Source organism: Alkalihalophilus sp. As8PL, from assembly GCF_040939795.1.
In the GTDB taxonomy this organism is placed as follows: domain Bacteria; phylum Bacillota; class Bacilli; order Bacillales; family Bacillaceae_D; genus Alkalihalophilus; species Alkalihalophilus lindianensis.
The window spans coordinates 159,963-178,850 of sequence record NZ_CP162551.1; the positions used below are offsets into that span (position 1 = coordinate 159,963).

At 38.3% G+C, this 18,888-nt stretch carries 22 protein-coding genes; 1 reads left to right on the forward strand and 21 read right to left on the reverse strand.

Annotation, left to right across the window (positions count from 1 at the left end; translation table 11 throughout):
• From trpB to aroC, 8 genes are all read right to left on the reverse strand, one after another.
• Positions 1–1,203 carry a tryptophan synthase subunit beta gene (gene trpB, locus AB3N04_RS02065; protein WP_368504496.1) on the reverse strand — a complete coding sequence of 401 codons (1,203 nt, stop codon included), beginning with the start codon at positions 1,201–1,203 and terminating at the stop codon, positions 1–3.
• Entirely contained in the window at positions 1,200–1,838 is a 639-nt protein-coding gene (locus AB3N04_RS02070; RefSeq protein ID WP_368504497.1) for a phosphoribosylanthranilate isomerase, read from the reverse strand. The genes trpB and AB3N04_RS02070 overlap by 4 nt, the downstream gene beginning before the upstream one ends.
• Entirely contained in the window at positions 1,822–2,595 is a 774-nt protein-coding gene (trpC, locus tag AB3N04_RS02075) for an indole-3-glycerol phosphate synthase TrpC (RefSeq protein WP_368504498.1), read from the reverse strand. The genes AB3N04_RS02070 and trpC overlap by 17 nt, the downstream gene beginning before the upstream one ends.
• Complete coding sequence (gene trpD, locus AB3N04_RS02080; RefSeq protein ID WP_368504499.1) at positions 2,588–3,613, reverse strand: anthranilate phosphoribosyltransferase; 1,026 nt, start codon at positions 3,611–3,613, stop codon at positions 2,588–2,590. The genes trpC and trpD overlap by 8 nt, the downstream gene beginning before the upstream one ends.
• Positions 3,606–5,120, reverse strand: a complete 1,515-nt coding sequence (gene trpE, locus AB3N04_RS02085; RefSeq protein ID WP_368504500.1) for an anthranilate synthase component I — start codon at positions 5,118–5,120, stop codon at positions 3,606–3,608. The genes trpD and trpE overlap by 8 nt, the downstream gene beginning before the upstream one ends.
• A 378-nt stretch (positions 5,121–5,498) precedes the next feature.
• The gene (aroH, locus tag AB3N04_RS02090; protein ID WP_368504501.1) at positions 5,499–5,879 is read right to left on the reverse strand and encodes a chorismate mutase; all 381 of its coding nucleotides are present in this window, start codon (positions 5,877–5,879) and stop codon (positions 5,499–5,501) included.
• Complete coding sequence (gene aroB / locus AB3N04_RS02095; RefSeq protein WP_368504502.1) at positions 5,863–6,987, reverse strand: 3-dehydroquinate synthase; 1,125 nt, start codon at positions 6,985–6,987, stop codon at positions 5,863–5,865. Before aroB ends, aroH begins: the two co-directional genes overlap by 17 nt.
• Complete coding sequence (gene aroC / locus AB3N04_RS02100) at positions 6,971–8,143, reverse strand: chorismate synthase (RefSeq protein WP_368504503.1); 1,173 nt, start codon at positions 8,141–8,143, stop codon at positions 6,971–6,973. Before aroC ends, aroB begins: the two co-directional genes overlap by 17 nt.
• 256 nt (positions 8,144–8,399) lie before the next feature.
• Here aroC and AB3N04_RS02105 point away from each other — a divergent pair, with 256 nt between their 5' ends.
• Positions 8,400–8,534, forward strand: coding sequence for a hypothetical protein (locus AB3N04_RS02105; RefSeq protein ID WP_368504504.1), 135 nt, complete (start codon positions 8,400–8,402; stop codon positions 8,532–8,534).
• A gap of 33 nt (positions 8,535–8,567) precedes the next feature.
• Here AB3N04_RS02105 and AB3N04_RS02110 read toward each other — a convergent pair whose 3' ends face one another.
• The 13 genes from AB3N04_RS02110 to AB3N04_RS02170 all read right to left on the reverse strand — a co-directional run bounded on the left by AB3N04_RS02110 (position 8,568) and on the right by AB3N04_RS02170 (position 18,829).
• Positions 8,568–9,356, reverse strand: coding sequence for a protein-glutamate O-methyltransferase CheR (locus AB3N04_RS02110; protein WP_368504505.1), 789 nt, complete (start codon positions 9,354–9,356; stop codon positions 8,568–8,570).
• A gap of 120 nt (positions 9,357–9,476) precedes the next feature.
• Positions 9,477–9,920: a nucleoside-diphosphate kinase gene (gene ndk / locus AB3N04_RS02115; protein ID WP_368504506.1), complete on the reverse strand. Its 444-nt coding sequence runs from the start codon at positions 9,918–9,920 to the stop codon at positions 9,477–9,479.
• A 162-nt stretch (positions 9,921–10,082) separates the two neighbouring features.
• Positions 10,083–11,054 (reverse strand): heptaprenyl diphosphate synthase component II, encoded by a 972-nt coding sequence (gene hepT / locus AB3N04_RS02120; RefSeq protein ID WP_368504507.1) that lies wholly within the window; start codon positions 11,052–11,054, stop codon positions 10,083–10,085.
• A gap of 23 nt (positions 11,055–11,077) precedes the next feature.
• Entirely contained in the window at positions 11,078–11,923 is an 846-nt protein-coding gene (locus AB3N04_RS02125; RefSeq protein WP_368504508.1) for a menaquinone biosynthesis protein, read from the reverse strand.
• Positions 11,924–11,925: 2 nt separating this feature from the next.
• Positions 11,926–12,528 (reverse strand): UbiX family flavin prenyltransferase, encoded by a 603-nt coding sequence (locus AB3N04_RS02130; RefSeq protein WP_368504509.1) that lies wholly within the window; start codon positions 12,526–12,528, stop codon positions 11,926–11,928.
• Positions 12,513–13,391 carry a UbiA-like polyprenyltransferase gene (locus AB3N04_RS02135; protein WP_368505974.1) on the reverse strand — a complete coding sequence of 293 codons (879 nt, stop codon included), beginning with the start codon at positions 13,389–13,391 and terminating at the stop codon, positions 12,513–12,515. Before AB3N04_RS02135 ends, AB3N04_RS02130 begins: the two co-directional genes overlap by 16 nt.
• A gap of 21 nt (positions 13,392–13,412) precedes the next feature.
• Complete coding sequence (locus AB3N04_RS02140; protein ID WP_368504510.1) at positions 13,413–14,123, reverse strand: demethylmenaquinone methyltransferase; 711 nt, start codon at positions 14,121–14,123, stop codon at positions 13,413–13,415.
• A gap of 5 nt (positions 14,124–14,128) precedes the next feature.
• Entirely contained in the window at positions 14,129–14,917 is a 789-nt protein-coding gene (locus AB3N04_RS02145) for a heptaprenyl diphosphate synthase component 1 (protein WP_368504511.1), read from the reverse strand.
• A gap of 194 nt (positions 14,918–15,111) precedes the next feature.
• Positions 15,112–15,330, reverse strand: coding sequence for a trp RNA-binding attenuation protein MtrB (gene mtrB, locus AB3N04_RS02150; protein WP_317120763.1), 219 nt, complete (start codon positions 15,328–15,330; stop codon positions 15,112–15,114).
• A 186-nt stretch (positions 15,331–15,516) separates the two neighbouring features.
• On the reverse strand, positions 15,517–16,995 hold the full coding sequence (gene spoIVA, locus AB3N04_RS02155; protein ID WP_317120762.1) for a stage IV sporulation protein A: 1,479 nt from the start codon (positions 16,993–16,995) through the stop codon (positions 15,517–15,519).
• 313 nt (positions 16,996–17,308) lie between these two features.
• Positions 17,309–18,034, reverse strand: coding sequence for a hypothetical protein (locus tag AB3N04_RS02160; RefSeq protein ID WP_368504512.1), 726 nt, complete (start codon positions 18,032–18,034; stop codon positions 17,309–17,311).
• Positions 18,035–18,086: 52 nt separating this feature from the next.
• The gene (locus AB3N04_RS02165) at positions 18,087–18,290 is read right to left on the reverse strand and encodes a DUF2768 domain-containing protein (RefSeq protein WP_368504513.1); all 204 of its coding nucleotides are present in this window, start codon (positions 18,288–18,290) and stop codon (positions 18,087–18,089) included.
• Between the two features lie 272 nt (positions 18,291–18,562).
• Complete coding sequence (locus AB3N04_RS02170; protein ID WP_317120759.1) at positions 18,563–18,829, reverse strand: stage VI sporulation protein F; 267 nt, start codon at positions 18,827–18,829, stop codon at positions 18,563–18,565.
• Positions 18,830–18,888: the final 59 nt, after the last annotated feature.

The window sequence follows — 18,888 nt, forward strand, 5'->3', positions numbered from 1 at the left end:
TTACTCATCCTCCTTAAAATGCTTCATTAGGGTATGAACATCCTTATCGCCTCGACCTGATAAGCAAACTAGGATTGTATCTTGAGGCGTTAATTGCTCTGCTCTTTCGAATGCTTTAGCCAATGCGTGAGCCGTTTCAATTGCCGGAATGATTCCTTCTTCTGTTGATAAAAGTTTTAAAGCATCTAATGCTTCTTGGTCGCTAACCGCATCATATTGCACACGTCCTGTACTTGCTAAGTATGCATGTTCAGGTCCTACTCCCGGATAATCAAGCCCAGCTGAGATGGAATAGGGTTCTGTAATTTGTCCTGCCTCATCTTGAAGTAAATAAGTTAATGAACCATGAATAACTCCCTTTCTGCCATGTGTAATGGTAGCAGCATGTTGATCAGTATCTACCCCTTTCCCTGCAGCCTCAACACCAATAAGTCTGACATCATCTTCAATAAATGGATAAAATGTACCAATCGCATTACTTCCTCCACCGACACATGCAATAACTTCAGTAGGCAATCTATTTTCACGTTTTAAAAATTGAGCCCGTGCTTCATCTCCGATAATTCGTTGAAAATCTCTAACCATTTTAGGATATGGGTGAGGTCCCACTACTGAACCAATTAAGTAAAAAGTGTCTTCTGCATGAGTGACCCAATATCGAATGGCCTCATTGGTAGCATCTTTTAATGTTTTACTCCCGGAATTAGCAGGCACTACCTCCGCACCGAGCAATTCCATCCGAAACACATTTAACGCTTGACGTTCCATATCTTCAGCACCCATAAATACTTTGCACGATAATCCAAAACGAGCGGCTATCGTTGCAGTAGCTACGCCATGCTGACCTGCACCTGTTTCTGCGACAATTTTTGTTTTGCCCATTCGTTTCGCAAGGAGAGCCTGACCAATGGCATTGTTTAATTTATGAGCACCAGTATGAACCAAATCTTCACGCTTTAAATAAATCGATGCCCCACCAATTTTTTCTGATATGTTTTTTGCATAAGTTAATGCAGTAGGTCTTCCTGCGAACTCTCGTAGGTGATCTTTATAAGCTTCCATAAACTCAGGATCATCCATTGCTAGATCTAGAGATTGTTCTAGTTCTTCTATTGCACTCATGAGTGTTTCCGGGACATACTTCCCGCCAAATTCTCCAAATCGACCACGTTTATCTGGGTAAACCGTTGTTGTTGTGTTCATTTCCGGGTCATCCTCTCTACAATCTGCTCTATTTTATGTCGATCTTTTCGACCATTACTCTCTACACCACTCGATATATCAATGCCATCAGGTTGATAGCTTAATAGCTTCTCAATATTATCAGGGCTGACGCCACCAGCTATCATCACCTTAACGTTTTGTGCTTCCCCTTCTGCTAAAAACGTAGGAATCATTTCCCAATCAAATGTCTGACCGGTGCCCCCCCAATGACCTTCAACTTTACAATCAACAATATATCCATCTACTAAGCCGTTAAATTGCCTCATGTAAAAGAGGGCATCATCTTTTGCATGAATCACTTTCCAAATAGGACATGTTAGATGTTTTTTTAATTCTTTTAGATCTTCTGGGGATTCATTTCCGTGACATTGCACAACATCTATAGGCAATGTTTCGACCACATTTTTTATAACGTCTACAGATTCATTAACGAACAGCGCCACCATTTTCTGTTTACGATTAGGCCATTTCGCTAGCCACTTTTCAACCATTTCGATCGTGACCTGTCGTTTACTAGGTACAAATACAAATCCTAGGTAATCTGTCTCACTATGGATCACAGTCTCTACATCTCGTTCATCATGGTTTCCACATATTTTAAGAAGTGGCTTCAACGGATTCACCACCAAATAATGTTTGAATACCTTTTTGAGGAGTATCAGCCTTCATAAGTGACTCACCTACTAATACAGCGTTAGCCCCCGCATTTCTAACTTTTTGTAAGTCTTCGTATGTGTGAATTCCACTTTCACTAACAAAAAGGCTTTCTTTAGGGACCAGTTCTCCTATTAATTCTGTTTGTGTTAAATCTGTTGTAAAGGTTTTTAGGTTACGGTTATTTACACCAATGATTGCTGGTGTAAATAATTCAAGTAGGGACTCGAGTTCCTCTTTTTCATGCACCTCAACTAAACATTCCAGCCCAGTTGCAGTTGCTTCTTCATAAAGTCTTTTTAGGTCCTTATTAGGCATCACACCTGCAATTAAGAGAATCGCGTCGGCACCCATTCGAACGCTCTCTTCAATTTGAATAGGATGAATGATAAAGTCTTTACGTAAAATAGGAAGATCAACCAATTGTTTAATCGCTGATAAATAATCTCTATGCCCTTGAAAATATACTTGATCAGTTAGAACGGATAATGCGTCCGCTCCTCCTTCCTCATACCCTTTAGCAATCAACTCAGGGTGAAAATCTTCTCTAATGACCCCTTTAGATGGAGAAGCTTTCTTCACTTCTGATATTAATCCGATCGAACGTTTTGGGGTTGCTAATGCTTTGTAAAGTGATTTCCTCAATACATTGATTTCATTTGGCTGCACTAACTCTTTTAATTCTTTCCTCTTTGTCTCAATAATTTGTTTAAGCATGCTGTGAATGCCTCCGATCAGCTCTTAATAAAGTCACTTTTTCATACACAATACCCGAATCAATTGCTTTTTTTACCATCATAACGCCTTCTTTAATCGTCATGACTCGATCAGCTGCATATAGAGCAACAGCTGCATTTAAAGTGACAATCCCTTGGGCAGATGCGTTTGCTTCTCCTTTTAGAACTTGCTCGATCACTTCCGCACTTTCAGTTGCATGTTGCACTTGAATATCTTCAAGTTTTCCGCGCAATAATCCTACCTCTTCAGGCGTGATCTTCATCTTATTTATAGAGTTCCCTTTGACATCGATTAATGTAGTTTCCGTTGTAATAGAACACTCATCTAAACCTTCTCCCCCAGTAGCAAAAACCGTATGCTTTGTTCCAAGATTAGACAATGTATGAGCCATTTTCATCGCAAAATCCTCATTATACACACCTATTAGTTGATGTTGGGCACGAGCTGGATTTGTAATCGGACCTAGCAAATTGAAAATCGTTCTAAATCCAATTTCTTTTCTTGGAGCAACAGCATGTTTCATGGACTGATGATAAAGTGGCGCAAATAAGAAACACAATTGACGAGTTTTTAAAGACTCCGCTGCTAGCTCTGGTGTACTCTGAATATCAATATCTAATGCTTCAAGAACATCTGCACTTCCACTCTTGGAAGAAACAGCACGATTTCCATGCTTAGCTACTGGAACTCCCATTGAAGAAAGAACAAGAGCGGTTGCAGTGGAAATGTTAAATGTCCCCAAGTCATCTCCACCTGTACCACATGTATCAACGACACCTGTTAACTCATGTGGAATGCTTAATGAATGTGAGCGCATTGAGCGGGCGAATCCCACCATTTCCTCCACTGTTTCTCCTCTAAAACGCAAAACGGTTAATAAACTTGCAATTTGACTTGGCGTGGCTTTGCCTTCCATAATCTGATCCATTACAAATTGAGCTTCACTTTCTGTTAAAGTAGCACCTTCCATACATGTACGAAGTAATTGCTTAAACATTAGAAACCACCGCCTCATTTCCAAACATTTTCTCAGCAAGTTGCACAGCCCGTATTAATGCTTTCGCTTTGTTTTTCGTTTCTTCATATTCACTCTCAGGTTTTGAATCAGCTACGACTCCCGCACCCGCCTGAATATAAGCTGTCTGATCTTTAATAACCATCGTTCGAATAGCGATACAAGAATCAATGTTGCCATCATAACTCATGTAACCTATGGCTCCAGAATAGAGACCTCTTTTTGTAGGTTCAAGCTCTTGTAAAATTTCAATAGCTCTAATCTTTGGAGCACCAGATACCGTCCCAGCAGGAAAAGCCGACATCAATGCTTTCACTGGAGTAATCCCTTCTTTTAATTCTCCAGTTACTTTAGAAATAATATGCATAACATGGGAGAATCGCCCAATCTCAAGTAATGTGGGCGTTTTAACAGATCCATAGCTTGATACTTTACCTACATCATTTCTCGCAAGATCCACTAGCATATAATGTTCCGCTCGCTCTTTTTCATCTTGTAAAAGATCGTCTGCAAGATACAAGTCTTCTTCTTCAGTCTTTCCTCTTGGCCTTGTTCCTGCTATCGGGTGGATCTCTACATGTTTGTCGGCCACTTGAACGAGACGCTCTGGGGAACTACCAACTACTTCCACGTCACCGATATTTAAGTAAAATAAATACGGAGAAGGGTTAACCATTCTTAGCACTCGGTAAATATCGAACGCTTTAGCCGTTACAGGAAGTTCAAAACGCTGGGATAATACTGCTTGAAAAATATCTCCTGCCAAAATATATTCTTGAATTTTCTCTACATCATTCATAAATCTTGTTTTTGTGTATGAAGAAGTAATGCCGTTAAATGATACTTCCTCACTCGTTTCAGTTGTAGCAGGCACCATTAAACCTACTGTTGGTTGTTCAAGCAAAGCGAACAACCGATCGATTTGCTCAACAGCTTTTTGATAGTCAGCTTTAAGGTCATAAGACTGATTGGTCGGTACATGAATGATGATCATTAATTCTTTTTTAACATGGTCATAGGCAATTAATGTTTCGCAAAATAAGAAATGATAAGACGGTTGCTGATTGTTGCAATTTTCTTGTTTCAACGACGGTTCAATCGATTCAATTGCTTCAAAACTCATAAAGCCTACTGCACCACCACGAAAAGGGATCGGCAGGTCAAGGGGTTCAACATTGATGTGGTTTAAGGTTTGATCAAATGCTTCTTCGAATGTCTTAGCTTCTATGACTTTCTCATCTCCTGATGTATACGTATTAAAATCACCATTCTCTTCAATTAATTGATACATTGGGTTTAAGCCGATAAAAGAATATCTTGACCAAGGAGATGCGTCATCTTTACTCTCTAGTAAAAAAGTTAATTGGTCTTGTAGCTGGTAGGCAATCTGAACAGGTGTTAATCCATCTGCAAAATACCTTTTAAACACTGGTACCGTATCATAAGTTTGTGCTGCTTGCTGAAAAGATGTAAAGGTTGTGCAGTTCATATCACTCACTCCTACTATATTTGGAATGAATGAGAGGAGGTAAAGAGGGGATAGTGGTTTTAAGGTACAACAAAAACACCCTAAGACCAACGAGTCCTAGGGTGTTAAACATGTACCCCTAACTATAACTCGGCTCTTCTCAACTCAACTCATTCTCAACTCAACTATTTTTATGTTAAATTTCTTATTGTATCTTCTTCATCTAATTCTACTTGCTCCCAAAGAAGCTTTACTCGGCTCTGTTGCCACTTCATACTGTTATGAAATGCGCAATTTTTATTAGTGTAACCTCTTAGTAAAGGGTTCGTCAAGGGTAAATCACTCATGGTTACAATCTGTTTCGAATTTTCACACAAATTCACCTTATGCAGAAAAACTCTATTGTGCTAATCGCTTGGTTGATGATAGGTCAGGGCGAAGTTTAATCGCATCCCGCATGTAAATATGATTAATCTCATTTTGAGCAGCAGTTGTGTTGACAGTTAGAAGAATTCTTATGCATTTTTCCAAACTTCCCGGTACTGGAATTTCAGTGGCACACATTACAGGTACATATGTCCAATCTTTGAACCGCCTTAAAGCTTTAGCTGGAAATGTTGCACTAAGGTCTTCAGTTACTGTAATTAAAACTTGTGCGACCTCATCAGGCAAAAAAGAGTTCTGAGAGATAATCTCATTCACTAATTCTTCGGTCACTTCTAGAATTTCTTCTTCTTCATTACTTGTTACTGTAGTTGCCCCTCTAATTCCACGGACCATCAAACCCCTCCTTAATTGCATATGTTAGTGATTGAAGTAATAATTCGTCTGACACTTCTGTAAGAACCACATCTGCAACTTCTTTAAGCAGAACCATACGAATATGACCAGAAGTATTTTTTTTGTCTTTTTTCATAGAAGCGAGTAATTGTTGTGGCTTAAGGCCATCAGGAATAGTTGTTTGATAACCTAATTGACGTAACCAAACTAACAACTGATTAATGGGTAAATCAATCTTGAATTTCTGCTCAGATAAACGCAGAGCAAAAACCATCCCAATCGCAACTGCTTCTCCATGGGCAAGCTTCCCATACCCTAATTCTGCTTCAATGGCATGACCTAATGTATGACCTAAGTTTAAGAAAGCACGGACGCTTTGTTCACGTTCATCTTCTTTAACGATAGCAGCCTTTACACCAATAGATCGTACCAATATTTCTTCCAAGACATCGTCCCGAAGGTCCACAAATGAATGAACATGTTCTGTTAACCACTTTAAAAATTGATGATCCCGTATAAAGCCATGTTTAATAACTTCCGCAAAACCAGATCGCCATTCTAATTCAGGTAAACTACGTAACATTTCTGTATCATAAATAACGAGTTCAGGTTGATAAAAAGCACCAACAATATTTTTAGCTTGAGGTAAGTTTATGGCAACCTTTCCTCCCACACTACTATCATGTGCTAAGAGAGTTGTAGGTACTTGGATAAAGCGAATGCCTCTCATGTAACTAGCCGCAACAAAGCCAGCTAAATCCCCAATCACTCCACCACCTAGAGCAATGATAATAGAATGACGATCAAGACCCAGTTCTAGGGCTCGCTCTTGCAATCGTTTAAAAACATCAAACGATTTAGATGCTTCCCCTGCAGGAACAACTTCCGTATAGATACGAGTATCTTCAGGAAAGCTAGCAACCACATCAGAAGCGTACAACGGGTACACATGTTCATCTGTTATGACTAAGATAGATGAATGGTTTCCTATTTCGTTCTGCTTCAAAAGATCGTATACATGATGTCTTAATCCAGTTTGGACGACAACATCATACGATTGACTCTTCGTTGTAATCCGGACAGTCGACATACTAGAAATCCCTCGCATGTGCATTATGACTCTTAATGTTTTGATCAATTGCCTCAATACGATCATGCCCAAATGTTTCAAGAAGAGCATTGGCTACTTCCCAAGCAATCACAGACTCAGCCACAACAGATGCAGCCGGTACCGCACAGCTATCAGAACGTTCAATACTTGCTGCAAAAGGTTCTTTGGAATCGATATCAACGCTTTGCAATGGTTTGTATAGAGTTGGGATTGGTTTCATTACACCACGAATGACAATTGGCATACCATTCGTCATCCCACCTTCAAAACCGCCTAAATTATTTGTTTTTCTTGAATAACCATCTTCCTCATTCCAAAGAATTTCATCATGGACTTCACTCCCTGGACGTCTAGCAGCTTCAAATCCAATACCAATCTCGACTCCCTTAAACGCATTAATACTCATGATCGCAGCTGCTAATTTCGCATCGAGCTTTCGGTCATAATGTACATGGCTTCCTAAGCCAATAGGTACACCACTAACGACGACTTCTACTACACCACCAATAGAATCTCCTTCTAGCTTTGCCTTATCAATGGCCTCGATCATTGCACTTTCAGCGTCTTTATCCAGGCACCGTACAGAAGATGCTTCTGAACGTTCTTGTAAATCTTTTATAGACTCAAATTGGGTCTCATGTGCCTTTACTCCCCCAATTTCTAATACATGTCCACCTACTTGAATACCAAATGTATGTAAAATCTTTTTTGCTACCGCACCTGTAGCCACTCTAACAGTCGTTTCACGAGCTGATGAACGTTCGAGCACATTTCTCATATCTCTGTGACCATATTTAATAGCTCCGTTTAAATCGGCATGTCCAGGACGTGGACGGGTTACTTGACGTTTCACTTCTTTCTCTTCATCTTCACTTAAAGGTTCAGCACCCATCACCTTTGTCCAATGAGTCCAATCTTTGTTTTCCACTACTAATGTAATGGGAGCACCCGTTGTCTTTCCATGACGAACACCACTTAAAATTTGGACTTGATCTTTCTCGATCTGCATTCGTCTTCCTCTACCATATCCACCTTGTCTTCTTCTCAAATCGACATTAATATCTTCTGCTACTAACTCCAGTTGAGCTGGTACCCCTTCAACTATCGTCGTTAATTGTGGTCCGTGTGATTCTCCTGCTGTTAAATATCTCATCTCGTCTCCTCCTCCAAATCCTTCTCTCTTTATCGCTTTTATGCGTTAAATTATAACATGCATGAACTTCTATGTCTCGATAAAATCGGAACATTTCGTTATTAATTAGTCATTGTATCAAAAACCGTTGTCCGAGTCTAAGCAATTTTCGAACCAGATGTTACTCCTCCTCCTACTACATGAGAAAAGAATGCTAGAAAAAAGGGAAATTGGTTATACTACTATAGGAATTTCTTTTGTAAAGGGGTGTGGCAATATGAAGAAAAAAACAAAGACTGGAACTGATATTGAAGAAGTGAAGGAAAGGAATAAACAATCAGGATTAACTTATAATGAAGTAAAAGACAAAGTGCTAGAAGCTTATATTAAAAAACAGATGGATTCCAATTAACAATTAATAGATGAAGAAGAAACCAGCATCCTATTAAGAGCTGGTTTCTTCTTTTTTCTTATAAAAGAACGTATCCTCTGTTTCAAATCCATATTTTTCTGCATGGAAAATTTGTTCTGTGCTTCCAACGAACAGTACCCCACCTGGTCTTAATGCATTGCTAAACTTTTGATATAATTCATGCTTTGCTTCTTCTGTAAAATAGATCATCACGTTCCTGCAAATGATAAGATCATATTGAGAAGCAAACGTATCAGAAAGTAGATTTTGATGTTTAAAGTTGACTGTTCTTTTTACCTCATCAACCACTTTGTAACCCATTGGTTCTTTCATAAAATGGGAAGATAAAACATCCTTGGGTACTTCTTTAAGCGATCGATCTGTATATAAACCTATTTTGGCTCTTTTTAATATTTCTTTATCTAAATCTGTCGCTAGAATAGATATATGAGATAAAGGCATAAACGAAGCCATAACCATTGCTAATGTATAAGGTTCTTCTCCAGTTGAACAAGCTGCACTCCATAGTTTCAAACGAGTGTTCTCTTTCAGTAATCGTGGTAAAATCTTTTCCTCGAGGACTTCCCACCGTTTCTTATTCCGATAAAATTCTGACACATTAATGGTCATTCTCTCTAAAAACTCATTAAACAGTGATTGATCTTTGGACATAGCTTGATAATACAACTCAAAACTTCCAAATCCACGTTTATCTCTGAGTGACTCTAGTCTTCTTTTCATTTGAGCCTCTTTATAAAGTGCTAAATCAATTCCAGTTTTGCGTTTTACTTGATTAATGAATAAATGGTAGTCAGCATTCATATGTAGTTTCTCCTTAATATGTCAATCAGTTCATATTCTATATCGACCTAACAATAAAAGATGTTAACAACAAAAAGTACCTGCTCAACAGAACAGGCACCTAATCCTATGAATATATAGTTACACCCACTTATTAACTACTTTTTCATAATTATTTAATTCAGCATCTTCAAAGAAAATACCGATTTCACGCTTAGCACTCTCAGTTGAATCAGAACCATGAATAACGTTCATTGCAACTTGTACACCGTAATCTCCACGGATTGTCCCTGGTGCAGCTTCTGCCGGGTTTGTAGCACCCATCATTGTACGAGCAGTTGAAATGACATTTTCACCTTCCCAAACCATTGCAAAAACAGGTCCTGAAGTAATGAAATCAACCAATTCTCCGAAGAAAGGACGTTCTCTATGTTCAGCATAATGAGTTTCAGCTGTCTCTTTTGTAACCGTCATCAATTTAGCGCCCACTAATGTAAACCCTTTCTTTTCAAAGCGTGAGACTACTTCTCCAATAAGATTACGTTGCACTCCATCAGGTTTAATCATCAAATATGTACGTTCCATTTAAAAACACCCTCATTCTTATAGTCTATGTATAACTTGCCCTAATTAGTATAGCAAACATTCTAAACACTCTCAATCATTATTTTACAGAAATATTCAATAAAACGTATTCATTTCCAGTTGTATAGACAAGTAAAGAGAGCCTTGTAGGCTCTCTTTACTTTAAAATTTACGTTCACCGATATAAGCTGCAATTTCTCTAAAGTAGAAATTAGCATCAGAATCAGGAAGTTTACTTAGGGCATCATAAGCTCTCTTCAGGAAACGATCACTCATTTTAAGTGAATATTCAATCCCACCTGATTGATTTACAGCCTTAATGATCGGTTTTACATCAAAGGTTCCTGGATATTCATCTTTTAACACTTCTTTAATAAGTGTCGCAGCCTCAGGATCATGTTGCATAGCATATAACGCAGGAAGTGTCACGTTCCCTTGACGAAGATCCCCACCAGCTGGCTTCCCCAATTGTTTCTCGGTCCCAACAAAATCTAAAATATCATCTGTTATTTGAAAGGCCATTCCAACATTGTAACCAAACTCATATAAATGCTTTTGAATCTTTGGGTCAGCCTTAGCTGCTAAAGCGCCTAGCTCACAACTTACAGCAATTAATAATGCTGTTTTACGTTTAATCCTTCTAAAATAATTACGTAAGTTTTGACCCCAATTGTATTGGTCTCGAATCTGTTCAACCTCACCTATGCACATCTCAACAAGTGTATTAGAAAGAATCTGGTGAATACGTGGATCATCAAAATAAGCAGACGTTTCAACGGCTTTAGCGAAAATATAATCACCTGTATACATAGCTACTTTATTATCCCATTGTGACTTTACCGTTTTTTTACCACGACGTAGTTCAGCATCATCAATCACATCATCGTGAACTAGTGATGCCATATGAACAAGTTCAAGAGGAACAGCAATGTTTTTTAAGACATTAATATCATAATGTCCAAATTTAGCAGCAAGCAAGACAAATACGGGACGAATTCTTTTGCCTCCAGCTTTTAGTAGATGAGTTGAGGCGTCTCTAAGAACCTCGTGCCGTGCTTGTACGGTCGCTTCAAGCTCTTGTTCAATAATGGTTATGTCTGATTGAAATTTTAAATAAATATCGGCTAGTTTCATCTCGTCCACCTTACTACGTAGGGTTAGCTTTCGACAGCTCCCCACAAATGAATGGATTCTACTGGTTTTTTTAAGTAGCCCAATTCATAAGCAAGCTGATAATAAAGCTCTAATCCTCGTTGTTCTCTTTTACTAAAGTCATAACATAGCCCTTGAAAATAATCATCCCAAAAAACCTTCTCACCACCGTAGGTTTTAAGGATATCTTGAATCATTGGCTGATAATTCTTTTCCTTGCTTAAACTTTTACTATGAATGAACGAACGATATAATTGACCCACTAAGTGGCTATCGCGTTCGATCGCATCATTTCTCACAGCTACGACTGCAAATGTCATAGGCATTCCTGTGTGCTTATCCCATAAGGAGGCAAGGTCATATTGGTAAAGAGTTTCAGCTTTCCTCCATGTTGCCATAATCGCATCATCGCCAATTAACAAACATGCATCATGGTCCATAAGCATCTTTTCCAAATGTGGTTTCATCATTTCATAAGAAACGGTATGCTCATAAAAACGCTCAAGTATAACCTTTAATAGATGGATAGATGTAGCCGAACTTGACGTAAGAGCAATAGATTTACCTGAAAGCTCTTCGATTGGTACTTTAGAAAATAAAAAAATCGAACCCACTTTTTCATATGCTGACACAGACAAGTCTGGGAGTAACGTAAATTGATTTGTGTTTTCTGCATAAGCAAATGAAGAAATCCCTCCAACATCCACAAGCCCATCTGACATCGCTTTATTTAACTGTGAGGGAACTTGAGGAATAATCGAACAGCCTTGTTCCCTTAAAGATTCACGATCTAAATGATAATAAAGAGGTAATATATTTGTATAAGAAATCTCACCGATAATTAATGACATCTTTATTCCCCCCAGCGGGTAAATAACTCATGTTCCACACCGAGACTATCTAGTGCTTTACCAACTAAGAAGTTGATTAAATCATCAATTGTCTTAGGTAAATGATAATAACCAGGCATTGCAGGCAAAATCGTCGCACCCATTTTTGTCAGTTTAAGCATATTCTCTAAATGGATCTCATGTAAAGGTGTCTCTCTAGGGACAACGACTAATTTACGTTTTTCCTTTAACATAACATCAGCGCATCTCTCTAATAAATTTCCGGATGCACCATGAGCAATACCGGAGAGAGTACCCATCGAACACGGAATAATGACCATGCCATCACTTCTGTATGAACCACTTGCAATCGGAGCCGCATAATCATGAAGTTCATGTATGTGTAACTCCCCTGGCAATTCAGAAAACAGTTGATCTAAAACGGCTTCTCGGTTACTTGTATCGAGAAGCAACTCTTCCTTAAACACTTGCCAAGCTGCTTCCGTCAATACGAGATGGACTTTATATTCTTGTCTTAAGAGTTCTTGAGTGAGTCTTACTCCATACATTCCCCCACTCGCCCCCGTGATACCTACAGTCATTATACGATTTACGCGTTCATCCATAGTAACACATCCCCTACGGTAAAGATAAACATGACAAGGCTTAAAATGCCATTCATGGTAAAGAAGGCAACGCCAACTTTTGAAAGGTCATTGGCCGAAACAAGCGAATGCTCATAAATCATGATTGCACCTGCAATGATTACCCCGAGTAAATACAACCAACCCAGTGGCGTAATCAAAAACAGCGATAAAAAGGCGGAGAAACTAATGACATGAAATAACTTAGCAAGAATAAGTGCACGTCTAATGCCAAATCGACTTGGTATCGAATAAAGGCCTCGCTCACGATCATAATCAGCATCTTGTGTAGCATAAATCACATCGAACCCAGCCGTCCAAAGGGCAACCGCTGCAAACAACAGAAAGGCTTCAATGGATAAAATACCCGTTACAGCTACCCAACCACCTAATGGGGCAATTCCTATTGTAATTCCAAGTACAATATGGCAAGCCCATGTAAAGCGCTTCGTATAGGAATAAATAACAAGAAAAAAGACCGCTAAGGGTAATAAATAGACTGCTAATTGATTTAATTGAAACGCAGCATAGATTAACATTCCAAAGGAGACAAAAATAAAGACTAGCACTTCAAGCTTTGAAATTAATCCAGCTGGAATTGCGCGATTAGCAGTCCTTGGATTGTACTTATCAATTTTTTCATCAATCACTCGATTAAGAGACATAGCCGCACTTCTCGCCCCGACCATTGCAATCGTAATCCACACCCATTGCATGAAGGTGGGCCATGCTTCGTTGACAATAAACCCACCTAATATAGCTCCAAAGTAGGCAAAAGGTAGGGCAAAAACAGTATGTTCAAATTTAATCATTTCTAAGATGATTTTTATCTTTCTAATCACGATATCTGCTCCAATTCTAATTGACTAATTTTTAGACTTAACTCCTAGGTGCATAGCAGCCACCCCACCAGAGTAGGCCTTAACGTCAACACGTTCAAATCCAGCTTCACGAAACATGTCAGCTAGCTTCTCTCGATTTGGAAACGACATCGTTGACTCTTGTAACCATGAATATTCATCATAACTTTTAGCAAATAACTTCCCAAATACCGGCATCACTCGTCTGAAATAAAAGAAATAAAGGTTTTTAAATATCGGAATCGTAGGTTGAGATGTTTCTAGACAAACGACTTTCCCACCCTTTTTCACGACACGATGCATTTCTTTTAGAACCTGCATGTAGTCTGGAACGTTGCGTAATCCAAAACCAATGGTGACAACATCAAATGATTCATCTTCATATGGCAGCTCCATTGCATTGCCATGTCTTAACGAGACATGTTGTAGCTTATTTTCTTTTACTTTCTCTTCACCGATTAATAACATGTTTTTACTGAAGTCAAGTCCTTCAACTTTACCAGTTGGCCCCACAGCTTCACCTAATGCAATTGTCCAATCGGCGGTACCACAACACACATCTAGAGCATGGTCACCTGCTCGTACATTCATTTTTTTCATCGTGTCTTTACGCCAAGCTTTATGTCGTTGGAACGAGATGACCGAATTCATCATGTCATAACGCTTGTATATGGATTCAAAGACTTGGTGAACACGCTCTTCTTTCGTCTGACTCATTACATTCACCCTTTTTCTGCTAAAAATTCATCGTATTCTATTGTGCACACTAATCTATCTACATGCTCAATAATAAATCCTTCAAATTTATGAAGGCGTTTGCTTGTACTTAACAAGCGGTCCTTAACTTCCTCTATCTTTTGTTCCCATAAACCAATCATCAAATCAGGATGCTTTGTTTCTTGATAGAGTGAATGAATTAATGGCAATTTTTCACCAACTTTATATTGCTCTCTCTCTCTAACCAGTCGTTTTAAATAGAAGTAATCATTAAAGATCTCTTTCCAATCTGTTTGCTCATAATAATGTGCAATATTCTGCATAAGGATCGATTCAACCTTCTCAACATTTGATTTAATCTCGTTATATGAACGTTCATCCTTATCATATAAGTTCATTTTGTGCTCGTTGATTTCTTGGATAGACCGACTAAAGATTTGAATCATTGGATGATATTTACCTTCTGCTAATAGATAATAATAAAGACTGCTATAATAATCACCCGCAAGCACCGTCAGTTGACGATTTTTACGAGTAGAATCTGATTGGAGTTTTTGGAGAGAAACGGCCTCATGTACATCTAAGGCTGCTTGTACAAGTAAAGCTGACAACGTAAAGACTTTAGCTTCTTTTTTTGTGGCATGTTCACTTAACATTGCATACAAAAAACGCAATTTATCTTCATCTATATTTGGGACCTGTATGTATCGTTCTAAATAAGAGTGCTTCGTTAAGCTATTGAAGCTTTTTTTAAATTCCTTCACTTTGTCGTTAAATTGACTCATCCTCACCATTACCACGTCCTCCAAATCACATCAATCTAAATAAAACGAATGTAACCCTTTACTTACACTTTGTTATGTCTTAAGCCGGAATCTATTATAGCATAATTTATATAATCCTACGAATGAAAAACTTAATGTGAGTTATTCTTCTATCCCTTACTAAGAAAGGCGGTGGATAAGAAAAAGCAGGAATCACTCCTGCCTTACTCTTCTGTATCCATTGTTCCGTGGCTTGTCTGAATAATTGCCTTACCACGAATTTTCACAGCGGAAGTATGTTCAGTAAACTGAGCAATCATGACCTCGCCTTTATCAAGCTTTTCAGAGTGATGAAAGCGGGTATCAGAACCTCTCGTTAATCCAATGACATTCACTCCATTTTCTTTTGCTTTTATGACAAAAAATTGATTTTCATTACTCATCCTTATCTCTCCTTAAACCTATCCATTGTCGAAACCTAAATATATGTAAAACGTAGAACCAAAACTTAACGGTTTTTTTAGTGATTCTTCTAACAATTATATATATAAAGCTTAGCATAGAAGGAAAAGAAAAAGCAAAAGGAACCTTATAAATCAAGGAACCTTTTGCTTAAGATGTGCTCATTTTTACAATATAATGGCAATCAATCCACCTGAGCCCTCATTGATAATTCTCTCAAGTGTTTCTTTTAATTTATAGCGAGCATTCTCAGGCATGAGGGATAATTTAGCAGAGATTCCTTCTCGAACAATTGAATTCAATGAGCGACCAAAAATATCTGAATTCCAAATTGACAATGGATTCTCTTCAAAGTCTTGCATCAAATAGCGTACAAGCTCTTCACTTTGTTTTTCTGTGCCAATAATAGGTGCAAATTCAGACTCGACATCTACTTTGATCATATGGATGGAAGGTGCAACTGCTTTTAGACGTACACCAAACCTTGATCCTTGGCGAATGATTTCTGGTTCATCTAAGCTCATATCCGAAAGAGCTGGTGCTGCAATTCCGTAGCCAGTTTGTTTGACCATTCTTAGGGCTTCTGCTACTTGATCGTATTCAGACTTTGCATGAGCAAAATCTTGCATCAATTGTAAGAGATGATCTTTCCCTCTGATCTCCACACCCACTACTTCTTTTAAAACTTGATCGTATAAGTCATCTGGTGCGTATAGGTCAATTTCTGCAATACCATGACCCATTTCAATACCAGCTAACCTAGCATCATCAATGAATTCATACTCCGTAAATTGTCCAACTACACGGTCGACATCCCGTAAACGCTTGATATCTTTTACCGTTTCTTGAACCGATTCTTCATAGCTTTGTCTTAACCAGTGATCATCTTTTAACACCATGACCCAACTTGGTAAGTTCACATTGACCTCATGTACTGGGAATTCAAACAATACTTCTCTTAAGACGTTATTAATATCATGATCAGTCATGCTCTCGATACTCATCGCAAGAACAGGGATATCATGTTCCTCTGATAACTGGCGACGAAGATTTTCCGTGTCAGGATGATGAGGTCTTACACTATTGACGATCATAATAAATGGTTTCCCAACTTCTTTTAACTCTTCAACAACTCTTGTTTCAGATTCAATATAATCATAACGAGGAATTTCTCCAATTGAGCCGTCTGTTGTCACAACTACTCCGAGTGTAGAGTGCTCTTGAATAACTTTTCTTGTACCAATTTCTGCTGCCTCTTGAAAAGGAATTGGCTCTTCATACCAAGGAGTATTAATCATTCTTGGCCCATTTTCATCCTCATAACCTTTTGCTCCAGGTACCGCATATCCGACACAATCTACCAGACGAATATTTACATCCAACCCTTCATCTACATGAATCGAAATAGCTTGGTTCGGTACAAACTTTGGTTCTGTTGTCATGATTGTTTTACCAGCAGCACTTTGCGGTAATTCATCTTGAGCTCGAGCCTTTTCAGATTCATTCTCAATATTCGGGAGTACGACAAGCTCCATAAATTTCTTAATAAATGTCGATTTCCCTGTCCGAACAGCACCTACGACTCCTAGATAGATATCACCACCAGTTCGTTCGGCAATATCTTTAAAAATATCAACCTTTTCCACGTGATCCCCTCCCGATCAAGTAAAGATATGAGATTAGTCATAAACCCGTAAAACTTAGACACTATCATTTCTATGATGTTGTCCAAAATTTATGACAACTGCCAGGAAAGAAGCATTTTATTTTTTAAATCCATCTTCTAAGCAACCTTTTGAAAAGATTTAAGAAATGAAGAATGAATGATTTCATTGGCAGTAGTCTTTTGTTTACTTCGTTTAGACCGACCTCGATATGAATGCCGAGAAGGGGTAGAAAGAAAAAATGCCCCTTCCTTTGATATGTATATCAATGGTTAAGGGGCTTTAGACCAATTTTTTATTCGTTATTTGAAAGGCGAACGTTATACATCGGTTCGCCGTTCTCATCAAGAGTATATGGAACAGATCGAACCGGAACAATAGGAAAATGATCTACAAGAATCGAACGAATATCCTCATCTTCGTTAAAATCATGCTCAAACTCATTTAACGCCATATTCAAATCAATGCGGTAATCGATGACAATGTCTCCATCATTCGTATATAACAGCGGCAATAACGTGTCGTAATAAGGGCTCTTCACATGAGGAGCTTCTTTATAATTCAATGCTTCATGATCTAATTTAAATAGTCCTACATCAACCATCTCGTCAATTGGAGCATAAGTATGCTTTCTCATATACTCATTAATACGTTGTTGAAATTGTTGGATTTCACGTTGACTTGTTAGATCAATCACTTTTGCTTCGGGTTCTTCTTCTACATTTACAAGAACGTACTGAAACACGCCCCCATTCTCAAAGGCAGTACCGGGGGGTTGTTGCAAATACCTTGGAACTAACTGATTAAAATCAACAACATAACGTTGGTAGAGTGGTGTCGTTTCATCAAAATTTCGAATGGGTAGAACACCGGTATCTTGCTGGAATTGCTTTGCTGCATTTTCTACTGACTGCAACTGATCTGGATAAGCAAGTTGATTTTCACTTCGTTGCTCACTTGGTAACATACACCCTGCGAGTATCAAGCTTACTAGTAAGGTAGATAGTATGGTCCATTTCATCCAATCAAACTCCTACTCTGTTTTGTTACTTTACTGTTTACTACTTAATGCCTTACATTGTTGCTGTAGGTCCACCTATTACAATTAAAAACACAATGAGTCCAGAAACAATTAAACATATAAACGAAAAAGCTAATACTATTTTTTGAACGACGCCTCTTAATTTCTCACGACTAAAGATTGCTGCCCCAGCAGAGATAAACATTAAAGCAAGAGCAAAGAAAGAAATCCACATATTTAACATTGCATCAGACATGACCATCATCCTTTTTTCTTAAAATACATAGTACATTATATCACAAGCATAAACCATTTAACGTTAAATTGCTTGTCCATTCCGTTACAAGCTCAGCTATTTAACCTCTAAAGTTAAATCAGCTACAAAAAGACGAAAAAAGTTAGAGAAGCGGGGCGCACTTCTCTAACTCAACTAAAGCCTTCGTGTTGCACAGCCCTATTTTAATGTTCGTTCCATAAAGTATATGCAAAATAGGAGTTTTTGCGTTCGGCATTTGCCTATAGTTGCACCTATTTTTTGTTGAACATTTTAGCAAGAGAAGCAAAATCAGTCGGCATATTGTTTTTTACAATTGCCTGAACGATCTGATCTTCTTTTTCTTTTGAAACTGGTGTATTCGCCAGCTTTGCAACCTGTGAGATTAAACTGCGAACAGTCGCTTCATCTTGTAAGTTAGCCTGACTCACAGAATTAGCCAATTTCATTAATTCATCTGGTCTGACGCTTGTTTTCTTCTGAACCTGATCCATAAATGAAGGGTCATTTTTTTGAAACATCACGCGTCCTCCTTCGTTCTTAATATAGAGATATTCTATGCATGAACGAAGAGTTGGTG